The 17,068-nt window shown below is 53.3% G+C and carries 11 protein-coding genes; 6 read left to right on the top strand and 5 right to left on the bottom strand.

Going from position 1 to position 17,068, the window contains the following annotated elements:
* Nucleotides 1–247 precede the first annotated feature (247 nt).
* The 3 genes from LCH65_RS04380 to LCH65_RS04370 all read left to right on the top strand — a co-directional run bounded on the left by LCH65_RS04380 (nt 248) and on the right by LCH65_RS04370 (nt 5,595).
* Nucleotides 248–3,160, top strand: a complete 2,913-nt coding sequence (locus tag LCH65_RS04380; protein WP_003363268.1) for a ribonucleoside-diphosphate reductase subunit alpha — start codon at nt 248–250, stop codon at nt 3,158–3,160.
* A 234-nt stretch (nt 3,161–3,394) separates the two neighbouring features.
* Nucleotides 3,395–3,568, top strand: coding sequence for a YhfG family protein (locus LCH65_RS04375; RefSeq protein WP_153000176.1), 174 nt, complete (start codon nt 3,395–3,397; stop codon nt 3,566–3,568).
* A 779-nt stretch (nt 3,569–4,347) separates the two neighbouring features.
* The gene (locus LCH65_RS04370; RefSeq protein WP_002554639.1) at nt 4,348–5,595 is read left to right on the top strand and encodes a ribonucleotide-diphosphate reductase subunit beta; all 1,248 of its coding nucleotides are present in this window, start codon (nt 4,348–4,350) and stop codon (nt 5,593–5,595) included.
* 738 nt (nt 5,596–6,333) lie between these two features.
* Here the strand turns inward: LCH65_RS04370 and LCH65_RS04360 are convergent.
* The 3 genes from LCH65_RS04360 to LCH65_RS04350 are packed head-to-tail and all read right to left on the bottom strand — an operon-like array spanning nt 6,334 to nt 10,640.
* The gene (locus tag LCH65_RS04360; RefSeq protein WP_161429143.1) at nt 6,334–7,431 is read right to left on the bottom strand and encodes a response regulator; all 1,098 of its coding nucleotides are present in this window, start codon (nt 7,429–7,431) and stop codon (nt 6,334–6,336) included.
* 2 nt (nt 7,432–7,433) lie between these two features.
* Nucleotides 7,434–9,605, bottom strand: coding sequence for an ATP-binding protein (locus tag LCH65_RS04355; RefSeq protein ID WP_161429144.1), 2,172 nt, complete (start codon nt 9,603–9,605; stop codon nt 7,434–7,436).
* Nucleotides 9,606–9,656: 51 nt separating this feature from the next.
* Nucleotides 9,657–10,640, bottom strand: a complete 984-nt coding sequence (locus LCH65_RS04350; protein ID WP_260523791.1) for a DNA cytosine methyltransferase — start codon at nt 10,638–10,640, stop codon at nt 9,657–9,659.
* An 80-nt stretch (nt 10,641–10,720) separates the two neighbouring features.
* Between LCH65_RS04350 and LCH65_RS04345 the strand changes: the two genes are divergently transcribed.
* The 3 genes from LCH65_RS04345 to LCH65_RS04335 all read left to right on the top strand — a co-directional run bounded on the left by LCH65_RS04345 (nt 10,721) and on the right by LCH65_RS04335 (nt 13,223).
* Complete coding sequence (locus tag LCH65_RS04345; protein WP_226439188.1) at nt 10,721–11,902, top strand: restriction endonuclease; 1,182 nt, start codon at nt 10,721–10,723, stop codon at nt 11,900–11,902.
* 6 nt (nt 11,903–11,908) lie between these two features.
* A complete protein-coding gene (locus tag LCH65_RS04340) occupies nt 11,909–12,349 on the top strand; it encodes a very short patch repair endonuclease (protein ID WP_065350348.1) in 441 nt (146 codons plus the stop codon).
* Between the two features lie 343 nt (nt 12,350–12,692).
* Entirely contained in the window at nt 12,693–13,223 is a 531-nt protein-coding gene (locus LCH65_RS04335) for a Bro-N domain-containing protein (protein WP_226439187.1), read from the top strand.
* Between the two features lie 40 nt (nt 13,224–13,263).
* Here the strand turns inward: LCH65_RS04335 and LCH65_RS04330 are convergent, their stop codons facing one another.
* Both LCH65_RS04330 and LCH65_RS04325 read right to left on the bottom strand, forming a co-directional pair.
* On the bottom strand, nt 13,264–13,554 hold the full coding sequence (locus LCH65_RS04330; RefSeq protein ID WP_057430714.1) for a hypothetical protein: 291 nt from the start codon (nt 13,552–13,554) through the stop codon (nt 13,264–13,266).
* A 373-nt stretch (nt 13,555–13,927) separates the two neighbouring features.
* Complete coding sequence (locus LCH65_RS04325) at nt 13,928–17,044, bottom strand: autotransporter serine protease (protein ID WP_226439186.1); 3,117 nt, start codon at nt 17,042–17,044, stop codon at nt 13,928–13,930.
* Nucleotides 17,045–17,068: the final 24 nt, after the last annotated feature.

Below are 17,068 nucleotides of genomic sequence, written 5' to 3'. Positions count from 1 at the left end.
CAAGACGCTCGCGCGTGAACCAGAGCCATCCCGTACACGTTTTGCAACATCGAACACGCACTCTTGATCTGATTTTCGAAGGATCGGGCATAGCCCGGTCCTTTTTGGCTTCAAAACCTGGAAGCGGCGACAGCACCTCGCTTTCACCTTCGTTTTGGAGCCCTTTGGTCGCCTTTTGCGACTGACTGCTCTAAACGAAATGGTGGGCAGCAATGCCCGAACAAACTTAAAGAACGTGGAGTCACACATGCAAACAGACACAACTCGCGAGAACTCGCCGACCGGCGCGCCGCAGGCAAGCCAGACCCAGCAGGATCTGTCTGCCACTGCCCCCGGTCAACTGCGCGTGATCAAGCGTAACGGTACTGTCGTTCCCTACACGGACGACAAGATCACCGTTGCCATCACCAAGGCGTTTCTTGCAGTTGAAGGCGGCAATGCTGCTGCCTCGTCGCGCATCCATGACACCGTTGCACGCCTGACCGAACAGGTCAGCGCCACGTTCAAGCGTCGCATGCCTTCGGGCGGCACCATCCACATCGAAGAAATCCAGGATCAGGTCGAACTGGCACTGATGCGTGCCGGCGAGCAGAAAGTGGCTCGCGACTACGTCATCTACCGTGACTCGCGCGCCAAGGAGCGTGCCGTTCGCGCCCCCGAAGAGCAGGTCCAGGCTCACCCGTCGATCCGCATCACCCGCGCCGACGGCAGCTTTGCGCCGCTGGACATGGGCCGCCTGAACACCATCGTCACCGAAGCGTGCGAAGGCCTGGCTGAAGTCGACGCCGACCTGATCCAGACCGAAACCCTGAAAAACCTGTACGACGGCGTGGCGCTGAAAGACGTCAACACCGCGCTGGTGATGACCGCCCGTACCCTGGTCGAGCGCGAGCCGAACTACTCGTTCGTCACCGCCCGCCTGCTGATGGACACCCTGCGTGCCGAAGGCCTGGGTTTCCTCGGTGTCGCCGACAGCGCCACTCACCACGAAATGGCCGACCTGTACGCCAAGGCGCTGCCTGCCTACGTCGCCACCGGTATCAAGTTCGAACTGCTCAACCCTGTGCTGGCCGAATTCGACCTCGAAAAACTCGGCAAGGCGATCAACCACGAGCGTGATCAGCAGTTCACCTACCTGGGCCTGCAAACCCTGTACGACCGTTACTTCATCCACAAGGATGGCGTGCGTTTCGAACTGCCGCAGATCTTCTTCATGCGCGTGGCCATGGGCCTGGCAATCGAAGAGAAAGCCCGTGAAGACCGCGCCATCGAGTTCTACAACCTGCTGTCGTCGTTCGACTACATGTCGTCGACCCCGACGCTGTTCAACGCCGGCACCCTGCGCCCACAGCTGTCCAGCTGCTACCTGACCACCGTGCCGGATGACCTGTCGGGCATCTACCACGCGATCCACGACAACGCCATGCTGTCCAAATTCGCAGGCGGCCTGGGCAACGACTGGACACCGGTTCGTGCGCTGGGCTCGTACATCAAGGGCACCAACGGCAAATCGCAAGGCGTCGTGCCGTTCCTGAAAGTGGTCAACGACACCGCCGTTGCGGTCAACCAGGGCGGCAAGCGCAAGGGCGCTGTCTGTGCCTACCTGGAAACCTGGCACATGGACATCGAAGAGTTCATCGAGCTGCGCAAGAACACCGGTGATGACCGTCGTCGTACCCACGACATGAACACCGCCAACTGGATCCCTGACCTGTTCATGAAGCGCGTCTTCGACGACGGCCCGTGGACCCTGTTCTCGCCATCCGAAGTACCGGACCTGCACGACCTGACCGGCAAGGCCTTCCAGGAGCGTTACGAGTACTACGAAGCGCTGACCGAATACCCAGGCAAGATCAAACTGTTCAAGACCATCCAGGCCAAGGATCTGTGGCGCAAGATGCTCTCGATGCTGTTCGAAACCGGCCACCCTTGGCTGACCTTCAAGGACCCGTGCAACCTGCGCAGCCCGCAGCAGCACGTGGGCGTGGTTCACAGCTCGAACCTGTGCACCGAGATCACCCTGAACACCAACAAGGACGAGATCGCGGTCTGCAACCTGGGCTCGATCAACCTGCCGAACCACATCGTCAACGGCAAGCTGGACACCGACAAGCTCAAGCGCACCGTCGATGTAGCAGTACGCATGCTCGATAACGTGATCGACATCAACTACTACTCGGTACCGCAGGCCAAGAACTCCAACCTGCGCCACCGTCCGGTCGGCCTCGGTATCATGGGCTTCCAGGATGCGCTGTACCTGCAGCACATCCCGTACGGTTCCGATGCTGCCGTGCAGTTCGCCGACACGTCCATGGAAGCGGTCAGCTACTACGCCATCCAGGCGTCCTGCGACCTGGCCGACGAGCGCGGTGCCTACGAGACGTTCCAGGGTTCGCTGTGGTCCAAAGGCATCCTGCCGCTGGATTCGCAACAGATCCTGATCGAGCAGCGTGGCGAGAAGTACATCGATGTCGACCTGAAGGAAACCCTGGACTGGGCGCCGGTTCGTGCCCGTGTGCAGAAAGGTATCCGTAACTCGAACATCATGGCCATCGCACCGACCGCCACCATCGCCAACATCACTGGCGTGTCGCAGTCGATCGAACCGACCTATCAGAACCTCTACGTGAAATCGAACCTGTCCGGCGAATTCACCGTGATCAACCCGTACCTGGTACGCGACCTCAAGGCCCGCGACCTGTGGGACTCGGTCATGATCAACGACCTGAAGTACTACGACGGTTCGGTACAACAGATCGAGCGCATCCCGCAGGAGCTCAAGGAGCTTTACGCGACTGCTTTCGAAGTGGACACCAAGTGGATCGTCGACGCGGCAAGCCGTCGTCAGAAGTGGATCGACCAGGCTCAGTCGCTGAACCTGTACATCGCTGGCGCTTCGGGCAAGAAGCTGGACGTGACCTACCGCATGGCCTGGTACCGTGGTCTGAAAACCACTTACTACCTCCGTGCCCTGGCCGCGACCAGCACCGAGAAGTCCACCGTCAACACCGGCAAGCTCAACGCAGTATCGAGCGGCGGCCACGGCCCGGACGACTCGGCGATCACCGCCCCGCGCCCAACCGAAGCGGCACCGGCCGGCCCGGCCCCAGTGCCAAAGGCTTGCGCAATCGACGAGCCGGATTGTGAGGCTTGCCAGTAAGGGTTAGAATTCAAACACCTGACTGCAGTATGCAAAAAGCCCCTGAAAAGGGGCTTTTTGCTGCGCGGAGGAAAGCGCTGTTCAGACAACGGTAATTATCGTTCCAACGCTCCGCGTAGGAATGCCTTTCGTGACGCTCTGCGTCACATCTTCGCCATAACGCACCTGTCGAACCGATCAGCTCACTGTGTTTTTGCTACATTGGTGAATAATTCACAACGTCAGAGGTGCCGCATGCCTCCACCCTCGCTTCAGACCAAAAAAGAGTATTACGCCAAGGTGCGTAGATCCAACTATGCAGCCAGCCTACGCTTGGCAGGTTTTGACAGCACGCCACTCGACGCCGAACGCCCTCTTCCAACCCGCGAAGAACTGCTGAAAATCTATCGCAATAAAAAAGAGGTCTGATGCTCGTCCGATAGACGCTGCTCAAAGTTCGATCACTACTCAGTCGCGCAACCAGATAAAGCCAAACGCGATGCCGCCGCAGATGCATTCAGAATGCGGCTTCATTGCCCAAACCTTCCCGGAAACCTAAACCGCTCGTCGAATCAAACTCTTTTAAGCAGCCTGAAATTCAGCGAAGACAGACTGCAAATCGCACCCTTCAAAAAGTCATCCACTCGGAAGCGCCCGGTTGCCGCAGCTTGAAGGCACTACTGAAAAAAATGAAGTCAAAAAAGGTCAAAAAAACCGCACCAAGGTGCGGCAAATGATCCGGTTGCCCAAAAGCCACCAGCACTATATCCTGCGTTTCGAAATGTAAAAAACACTAGATAAGGGATTCGCCTGAATTTCTCCCTGTGTTTTAGCCTGATCCGATCCGATGTTGAAACGGGTAAGAAAAAGCGTGAAGCTCTCGCCGAAAATTACTCATGGATAACCAAGTGCCGGGCAAAATCTGTATAATCCCGCGCTCGCTTCAGGGTACTCAAATGACCATTTGCACACGCAAAGCTGGCTCACCTCAAAGCAATCCAGATCATTCGCTTTGCTCGCCTGTCGGGCGTTGCCACGGCAGCAAATCGAGCGAACGACCGACCACCCAATAGCCGGTCAATCGCAGCATCAGTAATCAGGTAATTCCCATACTCCAGTGCCTTCGTCTTCCACGTGACGTCGGCGCACCACATCTTGAAATCTAATCACGGGCGCCAAGGCGACCCCTAAGCAGGAGCCTCATCACCATGCTGAGCTGGGACGAATTCGATAAGGAAGACGGCGAAGTAGTCGCCAAAGCGACCAACGCCGGTCACGCCAACGAAGCCAACATGGACCGCCTCGACAGCGCCGGTGGCCTAGCTGCACAAGAAGCACGCGCCGTTACGGCCGCCGACTCCGCTGCCCTGATCCGCGCCAAGAAAGCGCTGGACGCACTGGACGTCGCTGAAGGCCTGGCCGAGCTCGAAGGCGCCAGCGCCCGCGTCGCCGTTGACGAAAAAATGATGATCAACTGCCGCGCCGACCTCAACCAGCTCGTACCTTTCAAGTACGACTGGGCCTGGCAGAAGTACCTGGACGGTTGCGCAAACCACTGGATGCCGCAAGAAGTCAACATGACCGCCGACATCGCCCTCTGGAAAAACCCGGAAGGCCTGACTGACGACGAGCGCCGCATCGTCATGCGCAACCTGGGCTTCTTCTCCACTGCCGACTCGCTGGTTGCCAACAACCTGGTGCTGGCCGTGTACCGCCTGATCACTAACCCGGAGTGCCGCCAATACATCCTGCGCCAGGCCTTCGAAGAGGCGATCCACACCCACGCCTACCAGTACTGCATCGAATCGCTGGCCATGGATGAAGGCGAGATCTTCAACATGTACCACGAGATCCCATCGGTCGCTAAAAAAGCGGCCTGGGGCCTGAAGTACACCCGTTCGATCTCCGATCCGAAGTTCGAAACCGGCACCGTCGAAACCGACAAAGAGCTGCTGCGCAACCTGATCGCTTACTACTGCGTACTGGAAGGCATCTTCTTCTATTGCGGCTTCACCCAGATCCTCTCCATGGGCCGCCGCAACAAGATGACCGGCGTCGCCGAGCAGTTCCAGTACATCCTGCGCGACGAGTCCATGCACCTGAACTTCGGCATCGACGTGATCAACCAGATCAAAATCGAAAACCCACACCTGTGGGATGCCGAGATGAAAGAAGAAGCCACGCAGATGATCCTGCAAGGCACCCAGCTGGAAATCGAATACGCCCGCGACACCATGCCCCGCGGCGTACTCGGCATGAACGCGGCGATGATGGAAGACTATCTGAAGTTTATCGCTAACCGTCGTTTGAGTCAGATTGGACTGAAGGAAGAGTATCCGGGGACGACGAATCCGTTCCCTTGGATGAGCGAGATCATGGACCTGAAGAAAGAGAAGAACTTCTTTGAGACTCGGGTTATTGAGTATCAGACTGGTGGGGCGTTGAGCTGGGATTGATATACTATTTTATATGCGCAAAAAAAACCGCCACTCGGCGGTTTTTTTATAAGATCTAAAGTATCTGAAACTACAAATTCAAAGAAAACAACCTATTTAGCACACCACCATCAGAAGTACTAAATATCTCATACACCATCTGTATACGAGAAATCTTATCTAAATCAGCGTGAAAATTATACCCGTGCATCTCAGCAAAAAAAACAATCATGTAGTCATCTATATAATAGAACAAGCCATCCTGTCGCTCATATTTCACCGAGTCTTCACATAAACATTTAAAAAAATATGTAGCCTCATCAAGATCATCTCCGCCCTGCGCATCTATCGGGAGACTAAGATCAGCTGAACCATTAAACCTGGAATGGCTCAACCTGTGGCAATCAATACACAATGTAATACCGTTACCCGGCTGAAAAGCGCCTAGCACATATAATGAACGACGAATAATGTGATGAGCCTGAGGTCTATCTTTAGAACCACAGACTACACATGTAAAAAAATCACGTTCTTTTATATACCGACTCCACAACTGCAAACACCACTTGTGAGACCTGCCATTTTGACAGGCGTTAGCTAGCCGCCTTATATGCAAGCTCAAATTATGCTCTATATCAATCGCCAACTCTTAAAACCGTAATAGAATGTAAAAATCAACTCATACAACAGCATGACAACTCCCTGAAGGAAGCCCTAAAAACAGGGCGCCCTTTAAATTCTACATTATTAACCTATGAGCTAAGGGATATTTGAAACTATATCACCCAGCAAACTTTCGGCATCCAAGTTTGGGGTGCCAATACGACCATAATATCGCGAAAACTTACTTAACAGGGATTCAACGAATGGAGTATCTAATGTCGCTATCCTTTTAGGACAGGCAGCCTTATCAAAAGGAAATGATATAAGCAATTGAAAATCCACTACCGCGGCCTCCATGAAAACTGTGGCTGGCAAGTATTTAAATCTATCCGGCTGAACCTTCTTACCTTGCCGATTATCTCCAATCAAGGACCTTAGAGCACTTAATTGTGCTTTAGTATAATCAGATCCCAAACTTTTCTGACTAGCCAACTCTAGATATTCTTGACAAGAGTTTAAACGTACGCACTCTGCAGCGACAATATTATTTACTTTCCCTTGAGAAAAGTCGCATGCTGGATTGAGCACAACATATAGCTTGTCTTCCATCTCTAATAAATCACCTGTCTGAATCTCGTTACCAAGAGAAGGCCAAACATACATTTCGATAGGATGCGCAATAGAATCCTCGACACCATCAAAATGCCTTCGGACTGATTCACCTTTCAAGGCATTGCTCAGCCTTTTAGAAAGAAGACAAGCTAGATCTCTGACATCACAAATCGGACCACTATTCTGCCAAAACTCATCAACATGTTGCCAAAGATAACTTTTTTGCTGATCTTGAATAAATCTAATAAGCTTCGGTAAACCTGTAGAAAAAACTTCTCTTACAGCGTTACGTAGATTGTCTATATCATCATCCCCTTTTGACACAACTCTTACAAAAGGGGTTTGGAGCACTGAGACTTTACCAGCATGCCCGCTGTAGAAAATAACGGGAACAAAATGCGCTTCTCTCAACACATCTAAAATCTCTTTGCCCTTCATTTCAACTTTACTTACATCGTCTTGCAAATCTAAAATTATCAGATCATATCTAGTACTTAAAACTTTACTCTTGGCACTTTCAAAGTCAGAGCACACCTCACAGGAGATTTGCTCGCCGTCCATAGTTCGTTTACTCTGTAAAACCTCACATGTTTGTTCGGCTATTTTCGAGTCATCATCTACAACCAAAAAATTCCATTTCATATTTAAACTCTCTTACACAAGCGAACACGAAACGTAGCACCTGGTAGAGTGCCATTGTCCAGTAACTCGAAAGTCCCACCATAATAGTTAGTTACCATTTCGCCAACAATAGACAAGCCTAAACCCGCACCGTCTTTCCTATTCGAATAATAAGCCTCAAAAATTGAAGCACGACTTTCTACAGGAACTCCGGGGCCGCTGTCCGAAAAGACAATATCTACGAAACCTTCTGGAGTTCTGTCAATATTTACTAAAATTCTTCTTTGACTAGCCGGAACTAACTGTAACCAGTAAATACTATTATCGATCAAATTGACAAATATTTGTTGAATTTCGTTAGGATCTACTCGCACCAATGTTTGAGTAGAAGATATAATGTAAGTAACAGATTCATCCTTCAGCTGCTTTTCAAAAATATCAAATGAATCTTGGATTATTTTTTCAATATAAAGCTGAGGTGGCCTTCCAACTTTACGCCCTCCAAAAGGTTCTATACGCTTAAAAATAAGACTAAGAACTTTTGATTGACTTTTTATTTTATCGAATCTCTTGAAAGCACTGTCAACCTTAGGCTCACCGAGACATTCAGAATCCTCAAGATCTTCGACCCCTAAAGCTGCCTGCCCAGAAATGCTAGCCAAAGGTTGCCTACCTTCATGTAAAACTGCATCTACTAGCTTCCCTAACGTAGCTAAGCCGCTGTACCTCGCTACGACACTTTTAATATTATTTATACGAGATGCAAAGTCGATTTCAATATCATCGATAAGCGCTTTGGCCAAAGCATCATCAGGATGTCGAGTAGAGAAATGTTGACGGATTTTGGTCAGATCTAAAGAATCAAACAGCCCACCTTGATTTTGAGGCTTTCCTGAGGCGCTGGCTTTTTGCTTTTTTCTGTACTCGTGCCTCATCTCCTCCAGGCGGGACAAAATACACAACATTATTTCCTCTAGATCCGAGTATGCTTGACTTTCTCGCAAACCTTCTCGGTTAGACTGGTCTTTTAAGCCAGGGTTATCATCAGCGGATATAGAAAGATATCCTACGATCTGATTGTTAGATAACCTATGTGACGGCTTTTGCACACGCCGCAAATCCAATCGCAGCCAATCATTGTTTGGTTCACCATATGGCATAACGCGAAATCCATCTCTATATATGCTTACACCAGCAAACACATCCAAATCTTTTCTCACGCTGGATATCGTCCCACCCAACATCTGGACAATATTTCCCAGTTCATCTCTATCCCAAACTCGCAGCTGGATCTTTAGAGGCCCACACTCTGGAGAAACGAAAACCTCGGATATATTACGCGCCCCATCTCTCATCATCCAGCCCGACTTAGGGTGACGAAAAAATCCCCCCTCGACAACTTCTGTTTTATCTACTGCGACAATCTTGTAAGATATTGAAAACCGTCCATCACCATGAACTTCCCCCTCAATAGTATAGTGAGGATATTTAACAATTTCAGGCGGTCCGATTTCAGCTGTGTATTTTTCAAAACCAACAGGAGCTTCGATACTTATTTTAAAACCCGAGAGCTCTGCGAACGGAGAAACCAGTCGAGACAAGCCACGCTGCACTTCGTCGAAGTTAGAAGAATTCCAACTTCGCTTCAACTTACTCATGGTTAGAATTGTTCCCTGACAACCATCAGCCTTATTTTTTACTCTAAAAAAACTGCCATTAAATAAATTTAGAGAACGCCTACTATTGATTAAAACTTCAACCTCATCAAGAAACTTATTCTCATCATCGAACTGTGTCCAATCAAAAGTCGCATACGTTTCAACTTTCTCACTCGCACGTTTACTTACTAACTCTAGAAAAGAGGTGAGACGCGCTGCTGCAAATCTGCCGATCCCTTTTTCGCCTAGAACTCTGCGCCCTAGAATAGTCTCCTTTTTGTTGAGTTTTGAATCGGTAGCAGGCTGCATCCATGAATTTCTTATTGTCGACAAGGACATTCCACGCCCATTATCAATTACTTGAATAACTCCATCCCCTTCTACTAATGGGGCTGTGAACTTTATGAGAACTTCACTTGCGTCAGCATCGTATGAGTTTTTAACCAACTCAATCAACGCAACACTATCACTACTAATGAGTTCTTCACCTAGAGTCTTCATAATTCTTGCTCTAGGTCTAAATATCGAACCACTCATAAACAACTCCTTGTTAATCAAGCGTTTCAAATTCTGTGAAGCCGATTTTAACTACGCAGCGTTAAGCTTTTCAGAGTTACTATCTCCTGCGAGCAGACTCGTAACAATCGACTCCATAACAGGAGAGCATACCGCGTTCCCCATTAGCTTTACCTTATCGCGCCTAGTCACATCGGGAAACTTATAATCATCAGGAAACCCCATCGCCTTTCGCAATTCATCAGGTTGAAGCATACGCATCATATGTCCATCGCCTGTTGATTTTACATATGCAAAACGATCGACTGTAGTTATGGTTCTTAAAGGCGCATCCATTCGCTGCCAACCCCCACTCCCGTCTGTGCCGTAATACACTATGAGAAAATCTTTATAAGGCCCCAGTTCGGCAATTGCGCGATCTGCGCGCGCGAGAGTTTCTTTCGCTCTGTTAGGCCGCCTCAAAGGAGTCATTTTAAAATTGTTAGCTTCATTTAAGATATCCCACACACTTCCAAAATCAGTACTAATCGAGACTACTTCATCTGGCATTTCTAACAAATCGGCGATCATAAAAAGCCTACGTCTACGCTGTGCAACACCAAACGCAGATGCGTCTATTACCTGCTCGCGCACTTTATAATTCAAGCGTGTCAACTCTGCCATGAGTTCCTTGTATCGCCCCCAAGGCTTCATGTGCACAACATTCTCTAGCGTAATCCAACGAGGCTTCATTACTTCGGCATATCTTATAACTTGAAATGCCGTATCCTTACTTTCTTCAGATCTGGGCTTACTGCCCCTAGCACACGTATGATGTGTACATTCGGGAGACGAAATTATCAAATCTATTGGCCCTATCTCTTTCAAAACTTTTTCTGGGGTTAAAATTCTTAGATCCTGCTGGAAGACATGAGCATCAGGAAAATTAAGTTTGAATGACTGCACAGCCGGAGTCCAAATATCGACACCACCAACGATTCGAGCCCCTCCCTCACGTGCTCCTAGGCTACTGCCTCCTGCACCACAGAACATGTCAAAAACGCGTATTGGATCCATTTTAAAACCTTAAATTAATTCTCTAGCCAGGTTAGCAGGTTCCAGGCACCATTCAAGCATGATGGCACAAGGATACTGCTATGCCCCCCAACCGGCTGTTCTCTGTGGACGAGCTTTCCGCATGCGATCTCATAATTGACGCGCACTATGCAGGAAGCCGCAATGGAAATTCCAGTGATGATCCACTCACCAAGCTTTTGAGCGTCAGCAATCAGGGTGGCTTCCGAATTCGGGGAAAACGCAATGATCCACGAATCATAGTTTTGCTTTCCAGCATGGAGGATCTGGACTGGCCCGACGAAATCGACCTCTCCACTGGGACGTTTATCTACTACGGGGACAACAAAAAACCTGGACGAAAGCTGGACGAAACTAATCGCTACGGGAACAATCTTCTGGAATTGATCTTCAAGAGGCATCACTCGGGAGAACGTTATCTAGTCCCTCCAATCCTGATTTTCACCAAGGCGGGGGCTTATAGAGACGTGATTTTCCGCGGCTTAGCGGTGCCAGGTCAAATAGGCAGTACTCAAAACGACGATTTGGTCGCGGTTTGGCACGCCAGCCAGGGCCAACGTTTTCAAAACTATAAAGCTACGTTCACTATTTTAGACATACCTCAGGTATCCAGGAGATGGCTTACAGACATCATTACAAAAGGGATTGCTACTGAGAGCAAGCATGCCCCTGATGAATGGCTAAAATGGGTGAAAACAGCACACTACACACCACTGATAGCAAAACGTTCGCAACCTATTCGCTCCAGAGCAGAGCAGCTCCCTGCCACGAAAGAAGAGTCGAAAATGCTCTCCACTATCCACGAGTATTTCAAAGCAGATCCTTACGCCTTTGAAGCTTGTGCAGCACATTTGGTCAGGATATGTCTCCCAGACACTGTCGAGCTCGACCTTACACGGCGCTATCGCGATGGAGGCAGAGATGGAATAGGCAAGCTTCGGATAGGACGAGCGGCATCGGCAGTTCTTGTTGATTTTGCCATTGAGGCTAAATGCTACGCCACCTCGAATTCGGTAGGCGTACGCGAGGTCTCAAGGCTGATATCGCGTCTTCGACATAGACAATTTGGAGTCCTCATCACCACCTCTTGGCTCCACGACCAAGCTTACAAAGAGATTGTTGAAGATGGACACCCCGTGATGATTATCTCTGGAAAGGACGTAGTCGATTTGATCAAGCAAGCGGGCATGAAGGACAGCAGCTCCATAACGCACTGGCTGAAGCTGAGCTTCCCACTAGGTTGACCATCAATGTGTGCAGACGTATTTACGCCCGAACAGCGCTCCAAAGTCATGGCAAAAATTAAAGGCAAAAACACCAAGCCTGAGATGATCGTGCGCTCGACGTGCCATCGGATGGGCCTCCGTTTTCGCTTACACAGGGTTGATCTTCCCGGAAAACCTGATTTGGTTTTCATAAAGCGCAAGCTGTGCCTTTTCGTTCATGGATGTTTTTGGCACCAACATTCAGGCTGCAAGTATGCTTACCTGCCAAAGTCTCGCCCTGAGTTTTGGATACCTAAACTGCAGAAAAATGTTATTCGCGACGAAAATGCTAAAGCCTCCCTTGAAGCACTGGGTTGGAATGTCGCAGTAATCTGGGAATGCCAGACAAAAAAAATCGATGAAATTGAGTCAGTCATCAAAGAGATAATTGAGCAGCGGTCCGAAAAGGCTCCCAAAATTCTGTAGGACTTGTCCTTTACACCTTTGACATGTTGACCCTTCCAATCACAGCCCTTAACCTCCTCAACCTGAGCCTAAGAAACTCAAAATCCAGAGCGGTCCTCCGCACCCGACAGCCATGCGGCTTTTTTGCGCCAGCGGTTTCCCTACGCCTGCAGGAAAGGTCACGTTTTATGCCGGGAGTGGACGAATACAAGACCCGAAAGGGGAATATGTCCGGCCCGTCTCTGGTGGGTTTCTTAGCTCCCGGCACCTAAATCCCTGCCCTAAGAAAGCATCCAGAGGTTCATCATGACCAGTTCGCGCTATAAATCCGTCTCTCGTCCGCATTCCGTTTCGGAGGTGGCAGATGACTAAGCCCCACACCCCAACCCCCTTCCACCGCCACAACCGCCAACTCCTCGCCCTCCTCCTCGAAAACCAACCCTGGTTCAGCGCCCGAGATCTCGGTCGCATGATCGGCTGGCCGTTGAACGAGCGGACGCTGCGCAAGCTGGACGCTGACCAGCACCGGATGATCACGCTCGACTTGCATGGCGAAGCGCAGCCAGAGCTGATGGTCAGTGAGTCAGGGGCGTACGCGATGATGGTGCATCACTACCATGCGGAGAATCGTGGGTTGCGGCAGTGGATTACCAATGAGGTGGTGCCTGCGTTGCGGGATGGGCAGGTGCCGTTTGACGACTGCACGCCGCACCAGAGCATGCTGCAGTGGCCGGGGTTGTCGGTGAGTATGTTGCACTGGCACAGCGAGCCGTGGATACGGTTGCGGGATATGCCGATGCTGTTGGCGCATCCGCAGATGCAGGTTGAAGCGCGGCCACGTAGTTTAGGCAGGCCTTGGTGGCGGGCGGTGCTGCCTGCGTCTCGGCTGGGTTGAGGCCGTGCCATGTGGGTGACGGCCATTGTGTCTCGTGGGATCAGTCTTTCAGGCGGCGTCGGTAGTCGTTGATCATTTCTTTGGTGACGTCATCCTTGTAGCAGATGGGTGCGTAGCCGCCTTTGCGGCTGTACGCGCTGCGTTTGCCACATTGGCTGCCATTACGGGCAGAGTTGTAGGGGCACGGGCAGTTGCCGGGGTAGCTGTCGATGGATTCCTGGATGATGGCTTTGACGATTGAGGCGTCTGTTACTTGGGCTTCTCTGGCGTTTGCGGAGAAGGCACAGAGGAATGCGAGTATGGCGACGAAGCCTGTCCCTGTCTTTTTCATGGCTATTCCTTAGCGAGTGCAGACGAGTGTCTGTTGCAAGGTTTTACCATGATGCTATTAGGCCATCAAATTTTGTTTATTGAGGTGATCTGGTGGAGGCATGGATAGGCCAAGCCTGAAATTTGGTTCGCAGAGGATGTACCGCATGCACAGGTTTTTCTGCCGGTTCCCGGCAGATCGCGAGCAATGCGGATCGCCGCCCCGGTTGCTCCCACGCCCTGCGGGCAGAAGTCTGGACTTATGAGTGATCCAGCATTCGCGTGATGGTTGGATATGACGCGGAGTGTCACGAAATGCGTGCCAACGCGGAGCATTGGCACGATAGGTATTACCGAGTGCCTGCGGGGCTACTGCACCCCGCAGGCATCCTCCATCAGAACTGCCAATCCAGCGACAAGCCCACGCCGTGGGTTTTATCCCGCGCACCGAGCAAGCCGTTGTAGTCCAGGTTGATGCGTGCGTCCCTGCCCAAGGCCAGGCTGGCGCGGGCGCCGACTACGGCGGCGTCGCGGTCCATTGAGACGCTTTGCACGTTGAAGCTGTTGCCGGTGCTGGCGAAGGCCAGGTGTTGTTCCGACGAGGTGTCGCTCAGGTTGTGCTGCCAGCCGAGGGTGGCGGAGACGTCGAGTTTTTGTGTGTCGTTGAGGTTGAAGCGGTTTCCGGCGCGCATGCCCAGGGTCGAGAGCACGGTGTCGCGGGTGTCGTCGCTGCCTTTGAGGGCCGTGGCGCCGCCTTTTTCGGTGAAGCTGTCGCTGTCGAAGTGGACGTAAGCCAGGTTGGCGAATGGCTCCAGTGCCAGCGGTTGCAGGTTCAGGCGGTAGGCGGCTTCGGTGAAGACCTGGCTCGACTGGGCGTCGCGCTTGACCTTCTGACGATCGGCGAACGCGCCGAATTGCAGATCGCGTTTCACGTCGATGCGGTGCCAGCTGTGCGACGCGCCTGCGGTGAGGCGCAGTGCGCCCTGTTCGTGGCCGATGTAGGCGCCCAGGTGGTAGCTGTCTGCCGAGGCCCGCGAGTGAGTGTCGTCGCCCAGGCTCAGCGAGGTGTCGCTGTAACCTGCCATCGCGCCCAAGCGGGTGTGCTCGCTGATCAGGCCGTCAACGCCTGCCAGCAGGCCGCCCAGCGATGAGGTCGAGCTGGCGCTGTCACTGCTGCCGCTGTTTTTGCCCCAGGCACCCAGCGCTTTGACCCACACCGAGTTATCTTCAGTGCCCGCTGCTGGCTGGTCGTACAGCCCTTCGACGCGCAGGCGATCACCCACGGCGTCGCGCAGTTGGCGGCTGTCGTTGATCAATTGCGTGGCGATGGCCGGGTGCACTTCGCCGGACAGTTGGGTGAATGCGCGGCGGGCGCTGGCAGTGTCCTGGCTGAGGATGATGCTCTCATAGACGGAGTTGCCCGCACTCAGTTGCTCAATGGCCTGGGCCACGCTGCGTTGATTGGACGTTTGCGCCGCGCTGGCGAAGCTGTCGCCATTGCGCTCCAAGGCCAGGGTTACGCCAGTGCCGGTGTAATTCAGGCTGCCGTCGAGGAATGCGTAGTTATCCGTCACCGAGCCAAACTGACCCTGAATGCCGCCAGCCGCCTGCAGCACGTTGAACTGCTGACCCAGAACGCTGCGGGTCTGGTTGCTGCTGAGCAGTGCTGCGTTGTCGTTTTCCAGGGACAGGGCCATGTTGGCGCCGCTGACGGTCGCGGTGCCGCCGACCACGATGCGGTCGCTGGCGGTGGGCGAGAATTCAACCGCGTAGGTCGAGCCCGGTGTCAGGTTGAGGTTGCCCGCCACTTGCAGGGTGCCGATGGAGTTGCCCGGTGCAATTGTGCCGCCACGGTTGGCGGTCAGCGACGCGACGCTACCGTTGCCACCCAGAATGCCGCCATTGTTGACGGTGACGGCAGAGGCCAGCGAGCCGTTGATGGCCAGGCGTCCTTGATTGACCAGCGTTGGGCCGCTGTAGCTGTTGGCCCCGCTCAACACCAGGGTGCCGATGCCTTGTTTGGTCAGGCCGCCATGGCCGGAGATGTTATTGCCCCACACGTCCAGCCCGCATTGCGGCCCGGTGCAGGTGCGTTGGGTCGCTTTGCCGGCGTCGACAATCGCACCGACGCCAGGCAGGTCAGCCACGAACTGGCTGTCGCCGTAGGCGCCGTCGATACGGAATTCGGCAGGAATATCTTCCTCGGTCACGAACATGCTCGGGCCGTTGATAGCCTTGCCGAGGTTGATCATGCCCCAGCCGTATAGCGCGTCGACGCCCGGTGCGCCAAGGTCGGTGGCGGTGGTTTTCAGGACGTCGGCGACCTGCGCGCCGGTCATGTACGGGAAGCGCTCCATCAGCACGGCCATGCTGCCTGCCACGTGTGGCGCGGCCATTGAGGTGCCGTTCTTGTTGGCCCAGCCGACGGTCAGGTCTGCAAGGCTGGTGCCGTTGAGCACCGAGCTGTAGATGCGCGTGCCCGGCGCCGAGACGCAGAAGCTGGCGGTGTAGCCGCAGCGCGACGAGAAGGTGCTCAGCGTGTAGGGCGTGGTGGCGGCCGCTGCGGCATCCGGGTTTTGTTGCAGGGCGGCGACGGTCAGCCAGTTGGGGGCGATCTCCGGTACGAAATAGCCGAGCCCGGCCATTGCGTCGGGGTTGTTGAGGTTGTAGTCGTTGCCTGCTGCGAAGATGGTCACCACGCCGCTGCGTGCCGCGTCGATGGCCCCCTGATACGCGCCACCCGGACGCGTGCCGAGGATCTGGCGGATCTGGTCGAACTGCACTTGTGCGTCCTGCACGGTGAAGTGCGGGAACGCCGGATCGCGACCGCCCTTGCTGAAACGGTCGGTAATGCCGATGCCCCAGCTGTTGTTGATGACCCGCGCGCCGCTGTTGACCAGCGCGTTCCAGCCGGCCTGATACACCGCGCCGTCGTTGCCCAGCACGATGCCGTCTTCCGGGCCCGGGTCGCCGTTGTCGGCGCTGATGATTTGCGCATTGTAAGCCACGCCGTGCATCGGACCGCCATCGCGATTGCCACCGGCGATGCCGCCCACGTGGGTGCCGTGGTTACCGAGTTTGCCGCCGGAGTCCAGGCTCGGTGCGCCGTCGTAGCGGAAAGCGTCGCCCGCCTGCACCGGGATATACGGGTCGGTGTATTCGCGGATGCCGCTGGTGACCAGATTGACCACCTTGTTGGGGCTGTCGAATTCCGGATGCGGGGCATAGACCGGCTGGTCGAAGATGCCCAGTTTGATGTCCTTGCCCGAGTAGCCTGCAGCGTAGGCCTGATCAGCATTGATCGCGCCCAGGCCCCAGTCGGCATTGAATTCGGCACTGCGCCAGCTGGCCGCATTGCCCGCCTGCCCTGCTTCCACATACGGTGCGGCATGCGCCACGCCCAGTGTCGCCAGGTAGCAGGCGAGCGCGCCGCAGGAGGCGCGATTGATCGCCCGAATGGCGTGGCCCAGGGGTTTGACAGAGGTGTGTCGGGTGTTGAATGCATCTTTCATCAAGCTACCGTCCTTAGTTAACGC

Origin of the sequence: Pseudomonas sp. MWU16-30316, from assembly GCF_020515645.1 — a bacterium.
Lineage (GTDB): Bacteria > Pseudomonadota > Gammaproteobacteria > Pseudomonadales > Pseudomonadaceae > Aquipseudomonas > Aquipseudomonas cerasi.
This window is presented reverse-complemented; position numbering and strand designations above follow the sequence as displayed.